This window comes from Klenkia marina (assembly GCF_900101025.1).
In the GTDB taxonomy this organism is placed as follows: Bacteria; Actinomycetota; Actinomycetes; order Mycobacteriales; family Geodermatophilaceae; genus Klenkia; species Klenkia marina.
Map to the genome: position 1 here is coordinate 210259 of NZ_FMUH01000001.1, position 16674 is coordinate 226932.

A 16674-nucleotide genomic window follows, 5' to 3' on the forward strand; every position below is an offset into this window, starting at 1 on the left:
GGACCCGTCAGCTGATCGCGCCCTGGAGCGCCTCGGAGAGCGCCGCCGCCTCGTCGGCGGACAGCTCGACCACGAGCCGGCCACCGCCTTCCAACGGCACGCGCATGACCAGGCCGCGACCCTCCTTGGTGACCTCGAGGGGACCTTCACCCGTGCGCGGCTTCATGGCCGCCATGCGTGCCTCCTTCAACCGGCCACCCGCTGTCCCGTGCGGGACGCGGTGTGGCTGTTCGTCAATGCTGGAACCAGAGCTGGGTCCATTCTCCCGCATGGTCGGGCGGGCACCAACACGAGCCCTCCCCCTACGAGCCGGACGCGGCCCGGAAGCAGGTGGCCACGTGGTCGTCGACCATGCCGGTCGCCTGCATCAGCGCGTAGGCGGTGGTGGGGCCGACGAAGGCGAAACCGCGCTTCTTCAGGTCCTTCGCCAGCGCCGTCGACACCGGGGTGGAGGCCGGGACGTCGGCGAGGGTGGCCGGGTTCGGCCGCGGCGGCGGGGCGTAGGACCACAGCAGCTCCGACAGCCCCTGGGGCAGCTGCTGCGCTGCCCGGGCGTTGCGCAGGGCGGCCTCGATCTTGGCGCGGTTGCGCACGATGCCGGCGTCGGCCATCAACCGCTCCACGTCGGCGTCGCCGAACTCGGCGACCGCGTCGATCGAGAACCCGGCGAACGCCGCACGGAACGCCGGGCGCTTGCGCAGGATCGTGATCCACGACAGCCCGCTCTGGAACGCCTCGAGGCAGAGCCGCTCGAAGAGGGCGTCGTCCCCGCGCAGCGGCACCCCCCACTCCTCGTCGTGGTAGGCGACGTAGTCGGGGGTGCTGGTCGCCCAGCCGCAGCGCTGCAGCTCCACGCCCGCGAGGTTAGCGTTCGCGATCATGCGCATCCTGGTCACCGGCGGAGCCGGGTTCATCGGCTCCCACGTCGTCGCCGCCCACCTCGAGGCCGGGCACGAGGTGCGGGTGCTCGACGCGCTGCTGCCCGCCGTCCACCCGGCCTACCCCGACGGCCCGCCCGGGCTGGACGGCGTGGAGCTGGTGGTCGGCGACGTCCGCGACGCCGCGACCGTGGACCGGGTGCTGCGCGGCGTCGACGCCGTCAACCACCAGGCGGCGATGGTCGGCCTGGGCATCGACGTCCAGGACATGCCGCTGTACGCCGGCACGAACGACCTCGGGACGGCGGTGCTGCTGGCCGCCATGGCCCGCGCCGACGTCGGGCAGCTGGTGTTCGCCAGCTCGATGGTGGTCTACGGCGAGGGCCGGTACGAGTGCGCCGAGCACGGGGCGGTGGCCGCCGCGCCGCGCCGCCGCCCGGACCTCGACGCCGGGGTGTTCGACCCGCCCTGCCCGGTCTGCGGACGGCAGCTGGCCTGGGGCCGGGTGGGCGAGGAGACCCCGCCGGACCCCCGCAACACCTACGCCGCCACCAAGCTCGCCCAGGAGCACCTGTCGTCGGCCTGGGCACGCTCCACCGGCGGCACAGCCGTGGGCCTGCGCTACCACAACGTCTACGGCCCGCGGATGCCGCGCGACACCTTCTACGCCGGCGTGGCGAGCATCTTCCGATCCTCCCTCGAGGGCGGCCGGGCGCCGCAGGTGTACGAGGACGGTGGCCAGATGCGCGACTTCGTGCACGTCACCGATGTCGCCCAGGCCAACCTGCGCGCGTTCGAGAAGTCGCCGGAGGAGTCGACCCTGCGCACGTACAACGTCGCCAGCGGCACCCCGCACACCGTCGGGGACATGGCCGCGGCGCTCGCCGACGCGTTCGGCGGGCCGGCTCCCGAGGTCACCGGGCAGTACCGCATCGGCGACGTCCGCCACGTGGTCGCCAGTCCCGCCCGCGCCCAGGACGAGCTCGGGTACGCCGCAGCCGTGACGTTCGAGGACGGCATGCGCGAGTTCGCCACCGCTCCCCTACGGGCCGCCCCCCAGCAGCCCTAGCTCGGCCGGCGGCGTTTCCGCGGAAACGCCGCCGGCCCGTTTTGTCGGTACCCCCTGCCACTCTTCGCTCAGGTGTTCGAACGAGAGCAGAGGTGGCCACCGTGCCGGAAGTGCCGCAGGACCCGGCCGGGGATGCCCCCGGGCCCACCGACCTCCCCCACCCGGCCGTGCCGGACGAGCAGGTCCGGGTGCCCCCGACGAACGAGTGGGAGCACGAACGGCCGAGCGACGCCGTGCCGCTGCCCCAGCTGGCTGCGCGGCTGTGCGCAGGAGCCGTGGCCATCTCGGCCGCGACGGCGGCCTGGTTGGTGCTGGTGGCCGAGTTCGACCGCCGGCGGGGCTGGGCCGTGCCCGGGGTGTCCTCGTGCGCGCACTGGTTGTCCTGGCAGTGCGGCATCAGCCCGGGCACCGCGCGCGACCACGTGCGGTTGGCCCGCGCCCTGCCGTCTCTCCCCCGGGTCACCGAGCAGCTCGCCGGCGGGGCCATCTCGTTCGCGAAGGCCCGGGCCATCGCCCGCGTCGCCGACGCCGACACCGAGGAGGTGCTGCTCCGCGTCGCCGAGCACTGCACCGCCGCCCAGCTCGAGAAGGTGGTGGCCGGCTGGCGCCGATCCGACGAGACCCAGACCCGGGGCGCTCGTCTGCGCAGCGAGGTTGCCGGGGAAGAGGCCCGAGCCGCAGCCCTGGCCGACGGCGCCTCCGAGGACGCCGCCGCAGCCGCCGGGCGCGAGGCCGCCGCCGCGGTGTGGCTGGACGCCTGGCCCGACGGCGCCGACCCCACCCGCCCGGTCCCGCAGTGGGAGCAACGGTTCGACTGGCACGACGAGGGCGACGGCAGCGTCACCCTGCGCCTGCGGCTGGCCGCCGAGGACGCCGCCGAGCTGGTCGCCGCCGTCGAGCACCGCGCCGAGGTGCTGAGCCGCCGCGAGCGCATCGCCCGCAACGGCTCGACCGAGGTGGACAGCGCACCGCTGGACTGGTCCGGCTGGGTCGCCGGGGACGACCTGTCCGACGACCGCGCGGCCGGCCGTGGCCAGGAGGTCGCGGCTGCCCGCCGGGCCAGGGTCAGCGTCGCCCGGACCTCCGCGCTGATCGACCTGGCGCGGGCCGGAGCCGGGGCCGTCGACACCCGCCCCGGCGACCCGGCCCGTCGCGAGGTGGTCGTGCGGGTCGACGCCGCGGTCCTGGCCGACGACGCCGCGGCCGGGCAGGCCACGCTCGACGGGGTCGCCGCGCTCAGCCCCGCCCAGGCCCGCCGGCTGGCCTGCGACGCCGCCCTGACCGTCGTCCTGGTGGAGGACGGCCAGGTGCTGGCCTGCGGCCGCACACGCAGGTTCGCCACCACCGCACACCGCCGCGTCCTGCTGCTGCGCGACGGCGGCTGCGCCCGGCCCGCCTGCCCCGAGACCCGGCCCGAACGGCTGCATGCCCACCACGTGGTGCCCTGGCTGACGGGTGGGCGCACCGACGTCGACAACCTGGTCCTGCTCTGCGACCGCTGCCACGGGCTGGTCCACGACCTCGACCTGACGCTGCGGCGCACCCCGCACGGCCCGTTGTCGGCGTGGACCTCCGACGGCGCGCCCGTGTGGTCCTCGGCCGACGACGGCCGACCACCGGAACCGTTGCCGGACGGCGGTCTCCCGGCGGCCTGGCAGGCGAACGGCGAACGCCTCGGCATCGGCTACGCGATCAGCGTCCTCCTCGACAACCGCGCCGCACTGCGCCGCCAGCAGACCGCCGGGACGGCCGCCGAGGCAGCGTGAGGATGCCGGGGCGTCTCCGTGGGAACGCCCCGGCCAGGGACAGGATCAGGCCGGGGCGACCGGGACGGGGTCGGGGGCACGGGTGCGGCGGGTGGCCAGCACGCAGCCGACGAGGATGACCGGCAGACCGACTGCGATGCCCACGGTGAAGGGCTCGCCGAGCAGCAGCACCCCGAGCAGCACCGCCACCGCCGGGTTGACGAAGGTGATCACCAGCGCACGCTGCGGACCCACCTCGCGGATGAGCCGGAAGAACAGCACCAGCGCCAGCGCCGTGCAGACCAGCCCGAGGACGACGACCGCGGCCACCGCATCCAGCGGGGCGCCGTCGAGCTGCCCGAGGCGGGGGACGGCGAACGGCGCGTAGACCAGCGACGTCACGCACAGCGCCACGGCGCTGGCGGCCACGCCCGGCACGTCGGCGAGCTGGCGGCTGATGATCAGCGGGGCCGTCCCGTACCCGATGACGGTCAGGACGACCGCCCCGATGGCCACCAGCTCGGCGCCCCGCACGTCGAGTCCGAGCAACGCCACGATGCCCACGACACCCAGCAGCATGCCGGCGATCCGCACCCGGGACAGCGGTTCCTCCCCGCCCACCAGTCGGCCCGCGAGCGCGGCGACGAACGGCACGCTGGCCACCAGCAGGCCGGTGAGCGAGGACGACAGCGTCTGCTCGGCGATGCTCAGCAGCAGCCACGGCCCGGTCATCTCCAGCACCGTGAAGGCCAGCAGCGGTCGCCAGTGCCGGGCCAACCCGCGCAGCTGCCCGCGCGCGACCACGAGCGGCACGAGCAGGACGGCGCCGAGCACGCAGCGGGCGAAGACCACCAGCACCGGGTCGAAGGTGCCGACGGCGACCTTGATCAGCAGGTAGGGCACGCCCCAGATGACCGACATGGCGACGAACAGCGCCCAACCCCGACGACTCACCCGCTCATCCTGCGCCGTGGTCGGCCCGGCGTCCGCATGCCCCGCTGCCAGTCATCGCCGGGATCCGGCCACCTCACCACTCGGTGCGGACGGTCACCTCGATGCCGATCGCCAGGACGGCGCCCAGCGCGAGCCAGAGCCGCAGCTGCCGCGCAGGCAGGAAGGCGGTCGCGCAGAGGACCCAGACGTAGAAGGGCAACCAGATGCGCTCGGTCTCCCCGCGCACCAGGCCGGTGGCGTCGCTGGCGAGGATCCCGACCAGCGCGGCCAGCGGCAGCAGGGCCAGCCGGTGCCGGCGCAGGCAGGCCAACCCGGCGACCGCGGCCGGCCCGACGGCGAGGACGGCGGCGGCCAGGTTGGAGAACAGGAAGAACCCGAGCGGCCGGTTGGCGTACGACGGCCCGGAGCGCACCCGGTCACCGGCGGCGTGGAAGCCGTCGAGCCACCAGTAACCGCCGAGCGCGAAGAGAGCGACCACGACCAGGACGCCGACCGCGCCGACCCCCAGCACCCGCACCACGCCGGCCCACCCGATGCGCCCGCGGTGCACCAGCACCACCACGACCGCCACCAGCCCGAGCGCGGTGAGCCCGAACGACAGGAACAGCGCCAGCCCGAGCAGCAGACCCCCGGCCAGCGCCTTCACGTCCCGGCGCCACCCCGTCGAGACCGCGGCGGTGGCCAGGCCGGCCACACCCCACGAGGCGACACCGGCGAAGAAGGCGTCGGCGCTGGTGGCCACCCACAACGCGACGGGCGCGAGCACCAGGAACGGAGCCACCACCCGTGCCCGGGCCTCGTCGGCGACGGCGCGGACCGTCAGCAGCACAGCGGGGACCGCGAGCACGCCACCGCCGATGCACAGCGCGGCGTCCCAGCCCAGGCCGGACAGGCCCAGCCGGTCGAGCAGCACGAAGGCCAGCAGCGCACCCGGCGGGTGGCCGGCGACGTGGGTGGTCCACGGGTCGGCGGAGTCCGCGGGCACGAAGTCGGTGAACGTGGCGAGGAAGGTGCCGATCGAGCCCACCCGCGGGACGTCGTTCGGGTACTCGTAGACCACCGACAGCGGCTCGGGCAGCCGGTGCCACCCGCTGGTCAGCGCCAGGGCCACGGCCCACCCCGCGGCGACCACCGCCGACCCCGCCGCCAGCGCCCCGAACCGCACGCGGGCCGCGAGCGCCGGACCGGCCAGCACCACGACGAGCGCGACGGCCACCGGCATGAGCACCCGGGGGGTCAGCACGACCTCCCACCCACCGCGCAGCACGTAGCCGCCGAGCAGGTGCAGGACCGTGCCGCCCTCGGCCAGGTGCCGGCCGATCGTCGTCATCAGCCAGACGAACAGGCCCGCGCCGACGACTGCGACGAACGGCAGCCCCCGCCGCACCCGGGACGTGGTCGGCTCCGCGCTGGTCACGCCGCCGGACTCTAGGTGCCTTCACCGGGCGGGGCCCGGGGAGCGCGGTTAGCGTCCACGGGTGCCCGACGTCGTCCTCCCCTGCCTCGACGAGGCCGGGGCGCTCCCCTGGGTCCTGTCCCGACTGCCCGAGGGGTACCGCGCGATCGTCGCCGACAACGGCTCCACCGACGGCTCCGCGCAGATCGCCGCCGACCACGGGGCCACCGTCGTCCACGTCCCGCAGCGCGGGTTCGGCGCCGCCGCGCACGCCGGCCTCGAGGCCGCGACCGCCGACGTCGTCTGCTTCTGCGACGCCGACGCCTCCATGGACCCCCAGCAGCTCCCCCGCGTGGCCGGACCGGTCGAGGCCGGCGAGGCCGACCTGGTGCTCGGCCGCCGTCGACCCACGAGCCGGGACGCCTGGCCCCCGCACGCCCGGGTGGCCAACACCGCGCTGAGCGTGCTCATGCGCCGGCGCACCGGCCTGCGGCTGCACGACCTGGGCCCCATGCGCGCCGCACGCCGGGCCGACCTGCTCGCACTGGGCATCACCGACCGCCGCTTCGGCTACCCGCTGGAGATGGTCACCCGGGCCTCGGACGCCGGCTGGCGCATCCGTGAGCTGGACGTCGACTACCACCCCCGCGCCGACGGCACGAAGTCCAAGGTCACCGGCACCGTGCTGGGCACCGTGAAGACCGTGCGCGACATGTCCCGGGTGCTGGCCCGATGACCCAGCTGCTGGTCATCACCAAGGCCCCGGTGCCGGGCCGGAGCAAGACCCGGCTCACCCCGCCCTGCACCCCGCTGCAGGCCAGCACCATCGCCGCCGCCGCGGTCGCCGACACCCTCGACGTCGTGCGGGCCACCCCCGTGCAGCGCCGGGTCGTCGCGCTCGACGGCGCCCCCGGCGACCTCGACCTGCACGACCTCGTCGTCGTCCCGCAGGTCGAGGGCGACCTGGGCACCCGGCTGGCCGCCGCGTTCGCCGCCGCGATGGACGGCGACGGCGACCTGCCCACCCTCCTGGTCGGCATGGACACCCCCCAGATCAGCCCCGAGCTGCTCACCGACTGCCTGGCCCGGCTGGTCGCCGCGGGCCCGGGGACGGCGGCCCTCGGCGTAGCCCCGGACGGTGGTTGGTGGGCGCTGGGCGTGCACTCCCCCGACGCCGCCGCCGTCCTGCCCGACGTCCCGATGTCCCGCGAGGACACCGCCACCAACACCCGCGCGGCGCTGGAGGCCGCCGGGCTGACCGTGGTCGACCTGCCGGTGCTCACCGACGTCGACCACTGGCCCGAGGCCGTCGAGGTCGCCGCCCTCTGCCCCGAGGACAGCCGCATGCGCCGCACCGTCGAGGAGATCGCCGCATCGATCTGACCAGTCCGGAGTGCCCCCGCGGCACGAACCCTCTCGACAGGCACTGCACCAGCCGATGAGGAGTCTCGTGACACGACCACTGGACCGCGTGCTGGGTGCCCGGCTGCCCGACCCGCCCACGGCGCTGAGGCGGGGCCCGTTCGCCGAGGGCGCGTTCCGCAGCCCGCTGCACACCGAGCGGCGGGCGTCGCGGGTCGGGGTCTGGCTCGGTTCGGGCTTCGTGGTGTGCTTCCTGACCGGCCTGCTCAGCCACCTCGTGCAGCACCCGCCGAGCTGGTTCGTCTTCCCCGCCTCGCCGGTCTGGCTCTACCAGGTCACCCAGGGCACGCACGTCATGGTCGGCCTGGCACTTGTCCCGCTGCTGCTGGTCAAGCTCTGGACCGTCTACCCCAAGCTGTTCAGCTGGCCACCCGCCGCCACCCCGGCCAAGGCCGTCTCCCGGCTCAGCCTGCTGGTGCTGGTCGGCAGCGCGGTCTTCATGCTGGTCACCGGCCTGGTCAACATCAGCCAGTGGTACCCGTTCGGCTTCTCGTTCAAGGTCGCGCACTACTGGACCGGGTGGGTCGCCGTCGGCGCCGTGCTCACCCACGTCGGTGCGCTGGCCCCCCAGATCCGGCGCGGGCTGGCCCGCCGCGGCAGCGCGGCCTCGGTCGCCGGGCTCGCCCCGGCCGAGGTCGAGGCCGCCCACGCGGCCACCGAGGCCGAGGAGACCGGCCCGGTGAGCCGCCGGGCCTTCGTGACGACGGCGGCCCTGGCCACCGGCGCCGTCGCGATCACCCAGTGGGGCCAGACCATCTCCCCGCTCGCGCAGGTCTCGGTGCTGGCCCCCCGGATCCCCGGGGTCGGCCCGCAGGGCCTGCCGGTGAACCAGACCGCGATCACCGCCGGGGTGACCGAGTCCGCCGTCGACCCCGCGTTCCGCCTGGTGGTGGAGGGTCCGACGCCGCTGTCGCTCAGCCTGGCCGACCTGCAGGCCATGCCCCAGTACACCGAGCGGCTGCCGATCGCCTGCGTCGAGGGCTGGAGCGCCAGCGCCGACTGGACCGGCCCCCGGCTGCGCGACGTCCTGGCCGCCGCCGGGCACCCGCGCGGCACCGTCGTGCACGTCGAGTCCATCCAGACCGGCGGCTCCTACCGGGTGTCGACCGTCGGCCGCCCGCACGCGGACAGCCCGAAGACCCTGCTCGCGCTGCAGGTCAACGGCCAGGAGCTCGACATCGATCACGGATACCCCGTGCGGTTGATCGCCCCCAACCGCCCCGGCGCGATGCAGACCAAGTGGCTGGGCCGGATCGCCCCGGGTGCCGCGGGCGTGGGCTCGTGAGCGGCAGCGACGAGCGCCGGCCCCTGCACTCCGCGCTCACCCCGTGGTGGCGCTGGCTGTTCCTCGTGCCCGGGCTCGCCGCCGTCGCGGTGGGGGGCTACGGCCTGTGGACCTACCTCAGCACGACCGCCCAGATCTCCTGGGGCATCTGGTTCGTCGGCAGTGCGCTGCTTCACGACCTGGTCATCGCCCCGCTGTGGATCGGCCTGGGGTGGGTCGCGAGCACGCTGCTGCCCCGCCCGGCCCGCGCGCCCATGGTGGTGGGCGCAGCCATCAGCGGCTCGGTCACCCTGGTCGCGCTGCCGTTCGTGCTGGGCTACGGCGGCGACGAGGGCGACACCTCGTTCCTGCCCCGCGACTACGGGCTCACGCTGCTCGTCGTCGTCGGGGTGGTGCTGGCCGTGAGCGCCGCGTGGGCGGCGCTGCGGGTTCAGCGGGCCCGCGACTCCGCGTAGCGGGCGAACCGGCGCAGCGACAGCCGCACCCCGGCGACGAACGCCGGCTTCACCAGCGGCCAGCCCAGCCGGCCGAGCGCCCCCAGCGGCAGGTCGAGGGTCTCCACCCACACGAACGTCGAGCCGCCGTCCCGCTCGCGCACCTGGAAGCTGCCGGTCCCGCGCACCACCCGGCCGGTGTGCCGGACGTCGACCACGTTCGGCGGGTCCCAGCCGGTGATGGTCATGCGGTCGAGCACGCCGAGCCGTCGTCCGCCGGGCAGCGGCACGCCGGTGCGCGCCTCGATGCGGCCACCCACCTCCTGCGCGTCGCCGTCCACGGTCCGGACGTCGGTGAGCAGCATCCACTCGCCCTGCGTCGTCCAGTCCACGAGCGCGGCGAACACCTGCTCGCGCGACGCGGCGACGTCCACGGTCTCGACCAGCTCAGGCACTGCGGGGCTCCTCGTCGGCAGGGGTACGGGCGTCGAGCTCGGCCTGCAACCGGGCGATCTCGACGTCGCGCTCGTCGATGGTCTGCGCCAACTGCTCCAGCAGCCAGTCGACCTCGGTCATCCGGTACCCGCGCACGGTCACCGACACCTGCAGCGCCCGCACGTCGTCCCCGGTGACCGGGCGGTCGTCGGGCAGCTCGACCGGCGAGCGGTCCAGCTCGGCCGGGGGCTGGGTCTCCCCGCGGCCCAGCAGCAGCGAGGCGCCCAGGAACAGCAGCCCGCCGACCAGCACCAGGCCGACGACGAAGACGACGAAGCTCAGCACCGGGGTCAGCCCTCGACGGAGGCGGGCTCGCCCGAGTCCTGCCCTGCGGCCTCGCGGGCCGCCTCGGCGTCGCGGATGACCCGCACGGCCTCGGCGACGTCGTCGGTGACCGTGATGAGGTCGAGGTCCTTCGGCGAGATCATCGCGTGGTCGGCCAGCGTGCCGCGGATCCAGTCCATGAGGCCCGACCAGTACGCGGTGCCGAACAGGATCACCGGGAACCGGGTGACCTTGGTGGTCTGCACCAGCGTCAGCGCCTCGAACAGCTCGTCGAGGGTCCCGAAGCCCCCGGGCAGGATCACGAAGGCCTGCGCGTACTTCACGAACATGGTCTTGCGCACGAAGAAGTAGCGGAACGAGATGCCGACGTCGACCCACTCGTTGAGCTCCTGCTCGAACGGCAGCTCGATGCCCAGACCGACCGACATGCCACCGGCCTCGCAGGCACCCTTGTTGGCCGCCTCCATCGCGCCCGGCCCGCCACCGGTGATGACCGCGTAGCCGGCCTCCGCGAGCGCGGCGCCGAGTTCGACCCCGGCGGCGTAGAACGGGTCGTCGGGCTTCGTGCGGGCGCTGCCGAACACGCTGACCGCGCGGGGCAGGTCGGCCAGCAGGCCGAAGCCCTCGACGAACTCGGCCTGGATGCGGAGGACACGCCACGGGTCGCCGTGAACCCAGTCCGAGGGGCCGCGGGAGTCCAGCAGCCGCTGGTCGGTCGTCGTGCCGGCGCGGCGCGGGTCGGGGTCGTCGCCGCGCAGCTGGACCGGGCCGCGCGTGCGGGCCCGTCGGGTGCCGTTGTCGCTCATGCCGCACTCCCCGTGCTCGTCAAGTAGGCGATCAATGCGTCCTCGGCGGGCTGCAGCCGGTCGACCCGGACGTGCTCGCCCCGCTGGTGCGCCTGGTTCGGGTCACCGGGACCGTAGTTGACCGCCGGGATGCCGAAGGCGGCGAACCGCGCGACGTCGGTCCAGCCCAGCTTGGCGCGGGCCGGCCGGCCCACCGCGGCGACGAACTCCGCGGCCGCGGGCTCGGCCAGCCCCGGCAGCGCGCCGCCGGACATGTCGGTCACCTCGAGGGTGACGCCGGCGGCCAGCGCGTCGGCGAACACCTCGCGCACGTGCGCCTCGGCGTCGTCCTCGTCGCGGTCGGGGGCGAACCGGAAGTTGACGGTCACCCGGCACTCGTCGGGGACGACGTTGCCGGCCACCCCGCCCTCGATGCGCACCGCGTTGAGGCCCTCGTGGAAGTGCAGCCCGTCGATCTCGACCTCGCGCGCCTCGTACGCGCCCAGCACCGCGAGGATCGAGGACGCCCCGTGGATGGCGTTCGCGCCCAGCCACGACCGGGCACTGTGCGCGCGCTTCCCCGGCACGGTGAGGACGACGCGCATCGTGCCCTGGCAACCACCCTCGACGTCGCCGTCGGTCGGCTCGAGCAGGATCGCGAGGTCGCCGTACAGCCACCCGCGCAGCTCGCGGGCCACCTGGCCGAGGCCGTTCTTCACCGCCTCGACCTCCTCGTTGTCGTAGAACACGAAGGTGAGGTCGCGGGCCGGGGCGGCGCCGGGGGTGCCGAACATCCCGGCCACCCGCAGCATCAACGCGTCGCCGGCCTTCATGTCGCTGGTGCCGCAGCCGTACAGGCGGTCCTCGCCGTCCACCGTCTCCCGCCGGCTGGGCACGTTGTCGGCGACGGGCACGGTGTCCAGGTGCCCGGCCAGCACGACGCGGGTGTCGCGCCCGAGGTCGGTGCGGGCGAGCACGTTGTTGCCGATCCGCACCACCTCCAGCCCACCCAGCCCGCGCAGCGCGGTCTCGACGAGGTCGGCCAGCGGCCCCTCGGTGCCCGACACGGAGGGGAGGTCGACCAGCGCGCGGGTCAGCGCCAGGACGTCGGCGGACAGGTCGAGCCCCGGAGCGGTCACGGCCGCCAGCCTAGGAGGGCCCGGTCCCCCTCCTGCGCACGTACCGGACGAGCAGCGCCACGGAGCCGACGACGAGCAGCACGCCGATGCCCTGCAGGCCCGGGGAGTCGTCGGCCCCACCCGCCACCACCGAGGCCACGCCCAGCAGCACGCCGAGGGTGGCGGCGAACGCGGCGAGCAGCACGGGGCGGTCGGTCACGGACCCATGATGGCCGCCCTCGGTAGCCTCGGCGACCGTGACTGATGCACCCACCGGCGCCACCGCCGTCGGCCTCGCGACCGTGACCACCGCAGGCGTCGTCCTCGACACCTGGTACCCCTCCCCGGCCCTCGGCGACGTCGCGACCACCGGCACCGAGCGGCTGGGCACCCTGGAGCTCGAGGGCGAGCTCGGCCCGGACTTCGGGTCGCTGCTGCGCATCGACGACGCCCGCGGCGTCGAGGTGGTCGCCGTCCGGACGACGATCGCCGACCTCGCCGCCGCCCCGGTCGACGCGCACGACGTCTACCTGCGCCTGCACCTGCTCTCGCACCGTCTGGTGCGCCCGCACGGCCTGAGCCTCGACGGCCAGTTCGGCCTGCTCGCCAACGTCGCCTGGACCAGCGCCGGCCCGGTCGAGGCCGCCGACTGGACGCCGGTGCGCGCGGCGAAGGTCCGGGCCGCCCACGGCCACGTCACCGTCACCCACGTCGACAAGTTCCCCCGGATGGTCGACTACGTGCTGCCCTCGGGCGTGCGCATCGGCGACGCCGACCGCGTGCGGCTGGGCGCCCACCTGGCCGAGGGCACCACCGTCATGCACGAGGGCTTCGTGAACTTCAACGCCGGCACGCTCGGCCCCTCGATGGTCGAGGGCCGCATCTCCGCCGGGGTCGTGGTGGGTGCGGACTCCGACATCGGCGGCGGCGCCTCGATCATGGGCACCCTGTCCGGCGGCGGCAAGCAGGTCGTGTCGATCGGGTCGGGCTGCCTGCTGGGGGCCAACGCCGGCATCGGCATCTCCCTGGGCGACAAGAGCGTCGTCGAGGCCGGCTGCTACGTCACCGCCGGCTCCCGGGTCACGCTTCCCGACGGCTCCGTGGTCAAGGCGCTGGAGCTCTCGGGCCGGCCCGGGCTGCTGTTCCGCCGCAACTCGGTGTCCGGTGCGCTCGAGGCCCTGCCCCGGGACGGCGACTGGGGCGCGCTGAACGCCGCCCTGCACGCCAACTGAGGCTCAGGTGAGGCCGGCGGGCTCCGCGGGCGGCGTCGTGAGGTGCTCGACCAAGGCGGCGACGAACTCCTGCGGGCGCTCGACGTGCGGCGCGTGGCCGACCCCGGGGAGCACCACCTCGCGGTAGGCCCCGCCGCTGGCGGCGTACCGGTCGAGCACGGCGCGGGTCTGCCCGACCATCGGCTGCGGCGGGAACGCGTCGGCGCCCGGCCAGCCGGGCACCGCGCCGATCGAGCCGAGGAAGGCCAGGTCGAAGGCCGAGGTGTCGCTGACGATCTGGTCGGCGTCGCCGCGCACCCACAGCACCGGGGGCTTGAGCGGCAGGTCGGTGATGCCCGAGACGTCGAGGACGGTCGGGGCCAGCGTGTTGAGCACGCCGCGTGCCCCGGGAGCCGCACCCGGCCAGGCGTCGGTGGCGACGACGTCACCGGGGTAGTGGTCCTCGCCGGTGCGGGTGGTCAGCATCGAGGCCACGTAGACGTCCTCCAGCCGGTCGTCGACGGGCAGGCTGTCCGGGGCGACGTAGAAGGCGCGGAAGATCGACCGCGGGCTCGTGGGTGCCTCCGCGGTCGTGACACCGGCGGCCAGCGCGGCCACGAAGTCCGGGTTCGCCCCGCCCGCCCCGGACCCGGTGCCGTCCGGGTGCACCCGCGCACCGTCGGCGCCGGTCGTGCCGCCGAAGCCGTAGGGGGACACGGGCGCCACCAGGGTCACCGAGGCGACGCGCTCGGCGTGGTCGAGCAGGTGCTGCAGGACGACGCCCCCGCCCATGCTCCAGCCCACCAGGTGCACCCGCTCGACGCCGAGGGCCTCGACCAGCGCGGCGAGGTCGTCGGACCAGTCGCGCACCCCGCGGGTGGCGTCCACGGGCTCGGGGTCGGTGCCGCCGAAGCCGCGCAGGTCCACCGCCAGGGCGCGCCACGACGGCGCCAGCGCGAGCAGCGGTTGCTGCCAGAACAGCGCCGAGCTGACGTTGCCGTGCACGAGGAGGACGGCGTCTCCGCCCGCGCGGGGGTCGACGTCCTCGCGGTGCAGCACCTGCTGGGTCAGCCGGGCGGTCTCGACGCGGGTGGCCCGGACACCGGGCAGCAGGGGCGCGGTCACGGGTCACACGCTAGTCAGCGCCTACTCTGGGAGCGGTGACCAGCGCTCGGCCGGCGGCCCGTCCCGCCGCGGCGCGGCCCCGTCCCCGGCCGGCGCGAGCGCCGCAGCGCCGCCGGCGGCGGCGGAAGCGGAGCAGCCGCATGGCCGGGCTGTGGGTGCCGCTGCTGGTCGTCGTCGTGGCCGTGGTCGGCCTCTCGTGGGACACCGACAGCCAGGGGGTGCCGCCGGTGGCCGGTCGCTGCACGATCGCGGGTTCACCGCTGACGTTGACCAACGAGCAGGCGGCCAACGCGGCCACCATCGCCGCCGTCTCCCGCTCGCGCGGGCTGCCCGAGCGGGCCACCACGATCGCGCTGGCCACCGCCCAGCAGGAGTCCCGGCTGCGCAACCTGGCCTACGGCGACCGCGACTCCCTCGGCCTGTTCCAGCAGCGCCCGTCGCAGGGCTGGGGCACGCCCGATCAGGTGCAGGACCCGGTCTACGCGACCGGGAAGTTCCTCGACGGCCTGGTCGAGGTCCCCGGCTGGGACACCGGCCGGCTCACCGAGGTCGCGCAGGCGGTGCAGCGCTCGGGCTTCCCCGAGGCCTACCAGCAGTGGGAGGAGATGGGCACGACCCTCTCCCGGGCACTGCTGGCCACCACCCCGGCGGCGCTGTCGTGCACCTACAGCCCACCCGACGCGGCCGGACCGGTCGACGAGCGGGCCGCCGCGGTGGCCGACGTCGTCCGCCGCGAGGCCGGTGCCCCCACCGTCCTGGCCGGGGGTGTCGTGTCGGTGGCCGCCACGGGCTGGCCCGAGGCCACCTGGGCCGTCGCCCACGCCCGCACGCTGCAGCTCACCGAGGTGCGCTTCACCGACTGGACCTGGACGCCGACCGGCGGCTGGGTGCAGACCGGCGAGGACGCCGGCGCCCTGCTGCTGCAGCTGGCGGTCTAGGCGGTCAGGCGCTCCACCGCGGCGTCGACGCGCTCGTCGGTCGCGGTCAGCGCCATGCGCACGTGGCGCTCCCCCGCCGGCCCGTAGAACGCGCCCGGGGCGACCACGACGCCCAGCGCGGCGAGGCGGTCGACCGTCGTCCAGCAGTCCTCGTCGCGGGTGACCCACAGGTACAGCCCGGCCTCGGAGTGCTCGATGCGGCCACCCCACGCCTGCACCGCGGCCCGCAGCCGGTCGCGGCGGGCGCCGTAGCGCGACCGGGCCAGCTCGACGTGGCCGTCGTCGCCCAGCGCCGCCGCGGCCGCGGCCTGCACCGGGCCGGGCACGAGCAGGCCGAGGTGCCGGCGGGTCTCCCACACCCGGGTGACCAGCGCCGGGTCACCCGACAGCAGCCCGGCCCGGTACCCCGCGGCGGTCGACTGCTTGGACAGCGAGTGGACGGCGAGCAGGCCCTCGTGGGTGGCCCCGGCCACCGAGGGGTGCAGCACCGACGTGGGGACGACGTCCCAGCCGAGCTCGACGTAGCACTCGTCGGCCACCACGGGCACGCCGCGCTCGCGGCCCCACGCGACCCAGGCCCGCAGCTCCTCGGGCGTCAGCACCCGGCCGTGCGGGTTGCCCGGGGAGTTCAGCCACACGAGCACCGGGTCGGCGACGTCGGCGGGCGGTGAGTCGGCGCGCAGCACCGAGAGCCCGGCCACGACCGCGCCGACCTCGTAGGTGGGGTAGGCGACCTCGGGGATCACCACCGTCCCGGCGTGCAGCCCGAGCAGCGTCGGGAGCAGCGCGACCAGCTCCTTGGAGCCCACCGTCGGGATCACCGAGGGGACGGCCCCGAGCGGGTCGGCCACCGTCACGCCGAGCCGGCGCTCGAGCCACCCCGCGGCCGCCGTGCGCAGCTCAGCGGTGCCGAGCGCCGTCGGGTAGCCCGCCGAGTCCGACCCGTCGGACAGCGCGGTGCGCAGCACGTCCGGGGTCGGGTCGACCGGGGTGCCGATCGAGAGGTCGACCACGCCCCGCGGGTGCTCGGCGGCCTTCGCCCGGGCCGGCCGCAGCGAGTCCCAGGGGAAGTCCGGCAGCGAGCGGGAGCTCACTCCCCCTGCGGCGGCAGCGCCGCGACCAGCGGGTGGTCCTTGCCGACCTTGCCGGTGCGCGCGGCGCCACCGGGGCTGCCCAGCTCGGAGAAGAACTCCACGTTGGCGTTGTAGAAGTCCTTCCACTTGTCCGGGACGTCGTCCTCGTAGTAGATGGCCTCGACCGGGCAGACCGGCTCGCACGCACCGCAGTCGACGCACTCGTCGGGGTGGATGTAGAGCATGCGGTCGCCCTCGTAGATGCAGTCCACCGGGCACTCGTCGATGCACGCCTTGTCGAGCACGTCGACGCAGGCCTGGGTGATGACGTAGGTCACGGGGGTCCCTCCGGGGTACGACCAGCTGGTTCTAGGGTCTGCACCAGTATGGCGGCGTCCGCGGCGCCCTGGAGGTCAGGGTCGCCTATCCCGCCACCCCCGGGAGGGAGATCGTGGGCCAAC

General features: G+C 75.1%; 20 protein-coding genes. 8 read left to right on the top strand and 12 right to left on the bottom strand.

Annotation, left to right across the window (positions count from 1 at the left end):
- Nucleotides 1–7 precede the first annotated feature (7 nt).
- Together BLP29_RS01100 and BLP29_RS01105 are read right to left on the bottom strand one after the other, a co-directional pair.
- Complete coding sequence (locus tag BLP29_RS01100; protein WP_082522773.1) at nucleotides 8–175, bottom strand: DUF3117 domain-containing protein; 168 nt, start codon at nucleotides 173–175, stop codon at nucleotides 8–10.
- 127 nt (nucleotides 176–302) lie between these two features.
- Entirely contained in the window at nucleotides 303–854 is a 552-nt protein-coding gene (locus tag BLP29_RS01105) for a DNA-3-methyladenine glycosylase I (RefSeq protein ID WP_279385426.1), read from the bottom strand.
- A gap of 25 nt (nucleotides 855–879) precedes the next feature.
- Here BLP29_RS01105 and BLP29_RS01110 point away from each other — a divergent pair, with 25 nt between their 5' ends.
- A complete protein-coding gene (locus tag BLP29_RS01110; protein WP_092799006.1) occupies nucleotides 880–1947 on the top strand; it encodes an NAD-dependent epimerase/dehydratase family protein in 1068 nt (355 codons plus the stop codon).
- Nucleotides 1948–2048: 101 nt separating this feature from the next.
- A complete protein-coding gene (locus BLP29_RS01115) occupies nucleotides 2049–3713 on the top strand; it encodes an HNH endonuclease signature motif containing protein (RefSeq protein WP_133378952.1) in 1665 nt (554 codons plus the stop codon).
- Between the two features lie 45 nt (nucleotides 3714–3758).
- Here BLP29_RS01115 and BLP29_RS01120 read toward each other — a convergent pair whose 3' ends face one another.
- Together BLP29_RS01120 and BLP29_RS01125 are read right to left on the bottom strand one after the other, a co-directional pair.
- Nucleotides 3759–4646 carry a DMT family transporter gene (locus BLP29_RS01120; protein ID WP_092799010.1) on the bottom strand — a complete coding sequence of 296 codons (888 nt, stop codon included), beginning with the start codon at nucleotides 4644–4646 and terminating at the stop codon, nucleotides 3759–3761.
- Nucleotides 4647–4719: 73 nt separating this feature from the next.
- Nucleotides 4720–6063 carry a hypothetical protein gene (locus BLP29_RS01125; protein WP_092799012.1) on the bottom strand — a complete coding sequence of 448 codons (1344 nt, stop codon included), beginning with the start codon at nucleotides 6061–6063 and terminating at the stop codon, nucleotides 4720–4722.
- 61 nt (nucleotides 6064–6124) lie between these two features.
- Between BLP29_RS01125 and BLP29_RS01130 the strand changes: the two genes are divergently transcribed.
- The 4 genes from BLP29_RS01130 to BLP29_RS01145 all read left to right on the top strand — a co-directional run bounded on the left by BLP29_RS01130 (nucleotide 6125) and on the right by BLP29_RS01145 (nucleotide 9204).
- Entirely contained in the window at nucleotides 6125–6778 is a 654-nt protein-coding gene (locus BLP29_RS01130) for a glycosyltransferase family 2 protein (protein ID WP_092799014.1), read from the top strand.
- Nucleotides 6775–7425, top strand: a complete 651-nt coding sequence (locus BLP29_RS01135) for a TIGR04282 family arsenosugar biosynthesis glycosyltransferase (protein ID WP_092799016.1) — start codon at nucleotides 6775–6777, stop codon at nucleotides 7423–7425. The genes BLP29_RS01130 and BLP29_RS01135 overlap by 4 nt, the downstream gene beginning before the upstream one ends.
- A gap of 67 nt (nucleotides 7426–7492) precedes the next feature.
- On the top strand, nucleotides 7493–8749 hold the full coding sequence (locus BLP29_RS01140; RefSeq protein WP_092799018.1) for a molybdopterin-dependent oxidoreductase: 1257 nt from the start codon (nucleotides 7493–7495) through the stop codon (nucleotides 8747–8749).
- On the top strand, nucleotides 8746–9204 hold the full coding sequence (locus BLP29_RS01145) for a hypothetical protein (RefSeq protein ID WP_092799020.1): 459 nt from the start codon (nucleotides 8746–8748) through the stop codon (nucleotides 9202–9204). The genes BLP29_RS01140 and BLP29_RS01145 overlap by 4 nt, the downstream gene beginning before the upstream one ends.
- Here the strand turns inward: BLP29_RS01145 and BLP29_RS01150 are convergent.
- Genes BLP29_RS01150 through BLP29_RS01170 form a run of 5 tightly spaced genes read right to left on the bottom strand, consistent with a single transcriptional unit; the run spans nucleotide 9180 to nucleotide 12086 of the window.
- Complete coding sequence (locus BLP29_RS01150) at nucleotides 9180–9638, bottom strand: SRPBCC family protein (RefSeq protein WP_092799022.1); 459 nt, start codon at nucleotides 9636–9638, stop codon at nucleotides 9180–9182. The two genes, BLP29_RS01145 and BLP29_RS01150, sit on opposite strands and share 25 nt — an antisense overlap.
- A complete protein-coding gene (locus tag BLP29_RS01155) occupies nucleotides 9631–9963 on the bottom strand; it encodes a DivIVA domain-containing protein (RefSeq protein ID WP_243469608.1) in 333 nt (110 codons plus the stop codon). Before BLP29_RS01155 ends, BLP29_RS01150 begins: the two co-directional genes overlap by 8 nt.
- 5 nt (nucleotides 9964–9968) lie before the next feature.
- Nucleotides 9969–10769: an LOG family protein gene (locus BLP29_RS01160; protein ID WP_092799024.1), complete on the bottom strand. Its 801-nt coding sequence runs from the start codon at nucleotides 10767–10769 to the stop codon at nucleotides 9969–9971.
- Nucleotides 10766–11887: a succinyl-diaminopimelate desuccinylase gene (dapE, locus tag BLP29_RS01165; protein ID WP_092799026.1), complete on the bottom strand. Its 1122-nt coding sequence runs from the start codon at nucleotides 11885–11887 to the stop codon at nucleotides 10766–10768. Before dapE ends, BLP29_RS01160 begins: the two co-directional genes overlap by 4 nt.
- 10 nt (nucleotides 11888–11897) lie before the next feature.
- A complete protein-coding gene (locus BLP29_RS01170; RefSeq protein ID WP_092799028.1) occupies nucleotides 11898–12086 on the bottom strand; it encodes a hypothetical protein in 189 nt (62 codons plus the stop codon).
- Between the two features lie 37 nt (nucleotides 12087–12123).
- On the opposite strand from BLP29_RS01170, the gene dapD reads away from it, so the two are divergent.
- The gene (dapD, locus tag BLP29_RS01175) at nucleotides 12124–13098 is read left to right on the top strand and encodes a 2,3,4,5-tetrahydropyridine-2,6-dicarboxylate N-succinyltransferase (protein WP_092799030.1); all 975 of its coding nucleotides are present in this window, start codon (nucleotides 12124–12126) and stop codon (nucleotides 13096–13098) included.
- Between the two features lie 3 nt (nucleotides 13099–13101).
- Here the strand turns inward: dapD and BLP29_RS01180 are convergent, their stop codons facing one another.
- Entirely contained in the window at nucleotides 13102–14202 is a 1101-nt protein-coding gene (locus BLP29_RS01180) for an alpha/beta fold hydrolase (RefSeq protein ID WP_092799032.1), read from the bottom strand.
- 140 nt (nucleotides 14203–14342) lie between these two features.
- Between BLP29_RS01180 and BLP29_RS01185 the strand changes: the two genes are divergently transcribed.
- Entirely contained in the window at nucleotides 14343–15140 is a 798-nt protein-coding gene (locus BLP29_RS01185; RefSeq protein WP_092799034.1) for a hypothetical protein, read from the top strand.
- Here the strand turns inward: BLP29_RS01185 and dapC are convergent.
- Together dapC and fdxA are read right to left on the bottom strand one after the other, a co-directional pair.
- Entirely contained in the window at nucleotides 15137–16234 is a 1098-nt protein-coding gene (dapC, locus tag BLP29_RS01190) for a succinyldiaminopimelate transaminase (RefSeq protein WP_092799036.1), read from the bottom strand. The genes BLP29_RS01185 and dapC overlap by 4 nt on opposite strands.
- Nucleotides 16231–16551, bottom strand: coding sequence for a ferredoxin (gene fdxA, locus BLP29_RS01195; protein WP_091056825.1), 321 nt, complete (start codon nucleotides 16549–16551; stop codon nucleotides 16231–16233). The genes dapC and fdxA overlap by 4 nt, the downstream gene beginning before the upstream one ends.
- Nucleotides 16552–16674 lie beyond the last annotated feature (123 nt).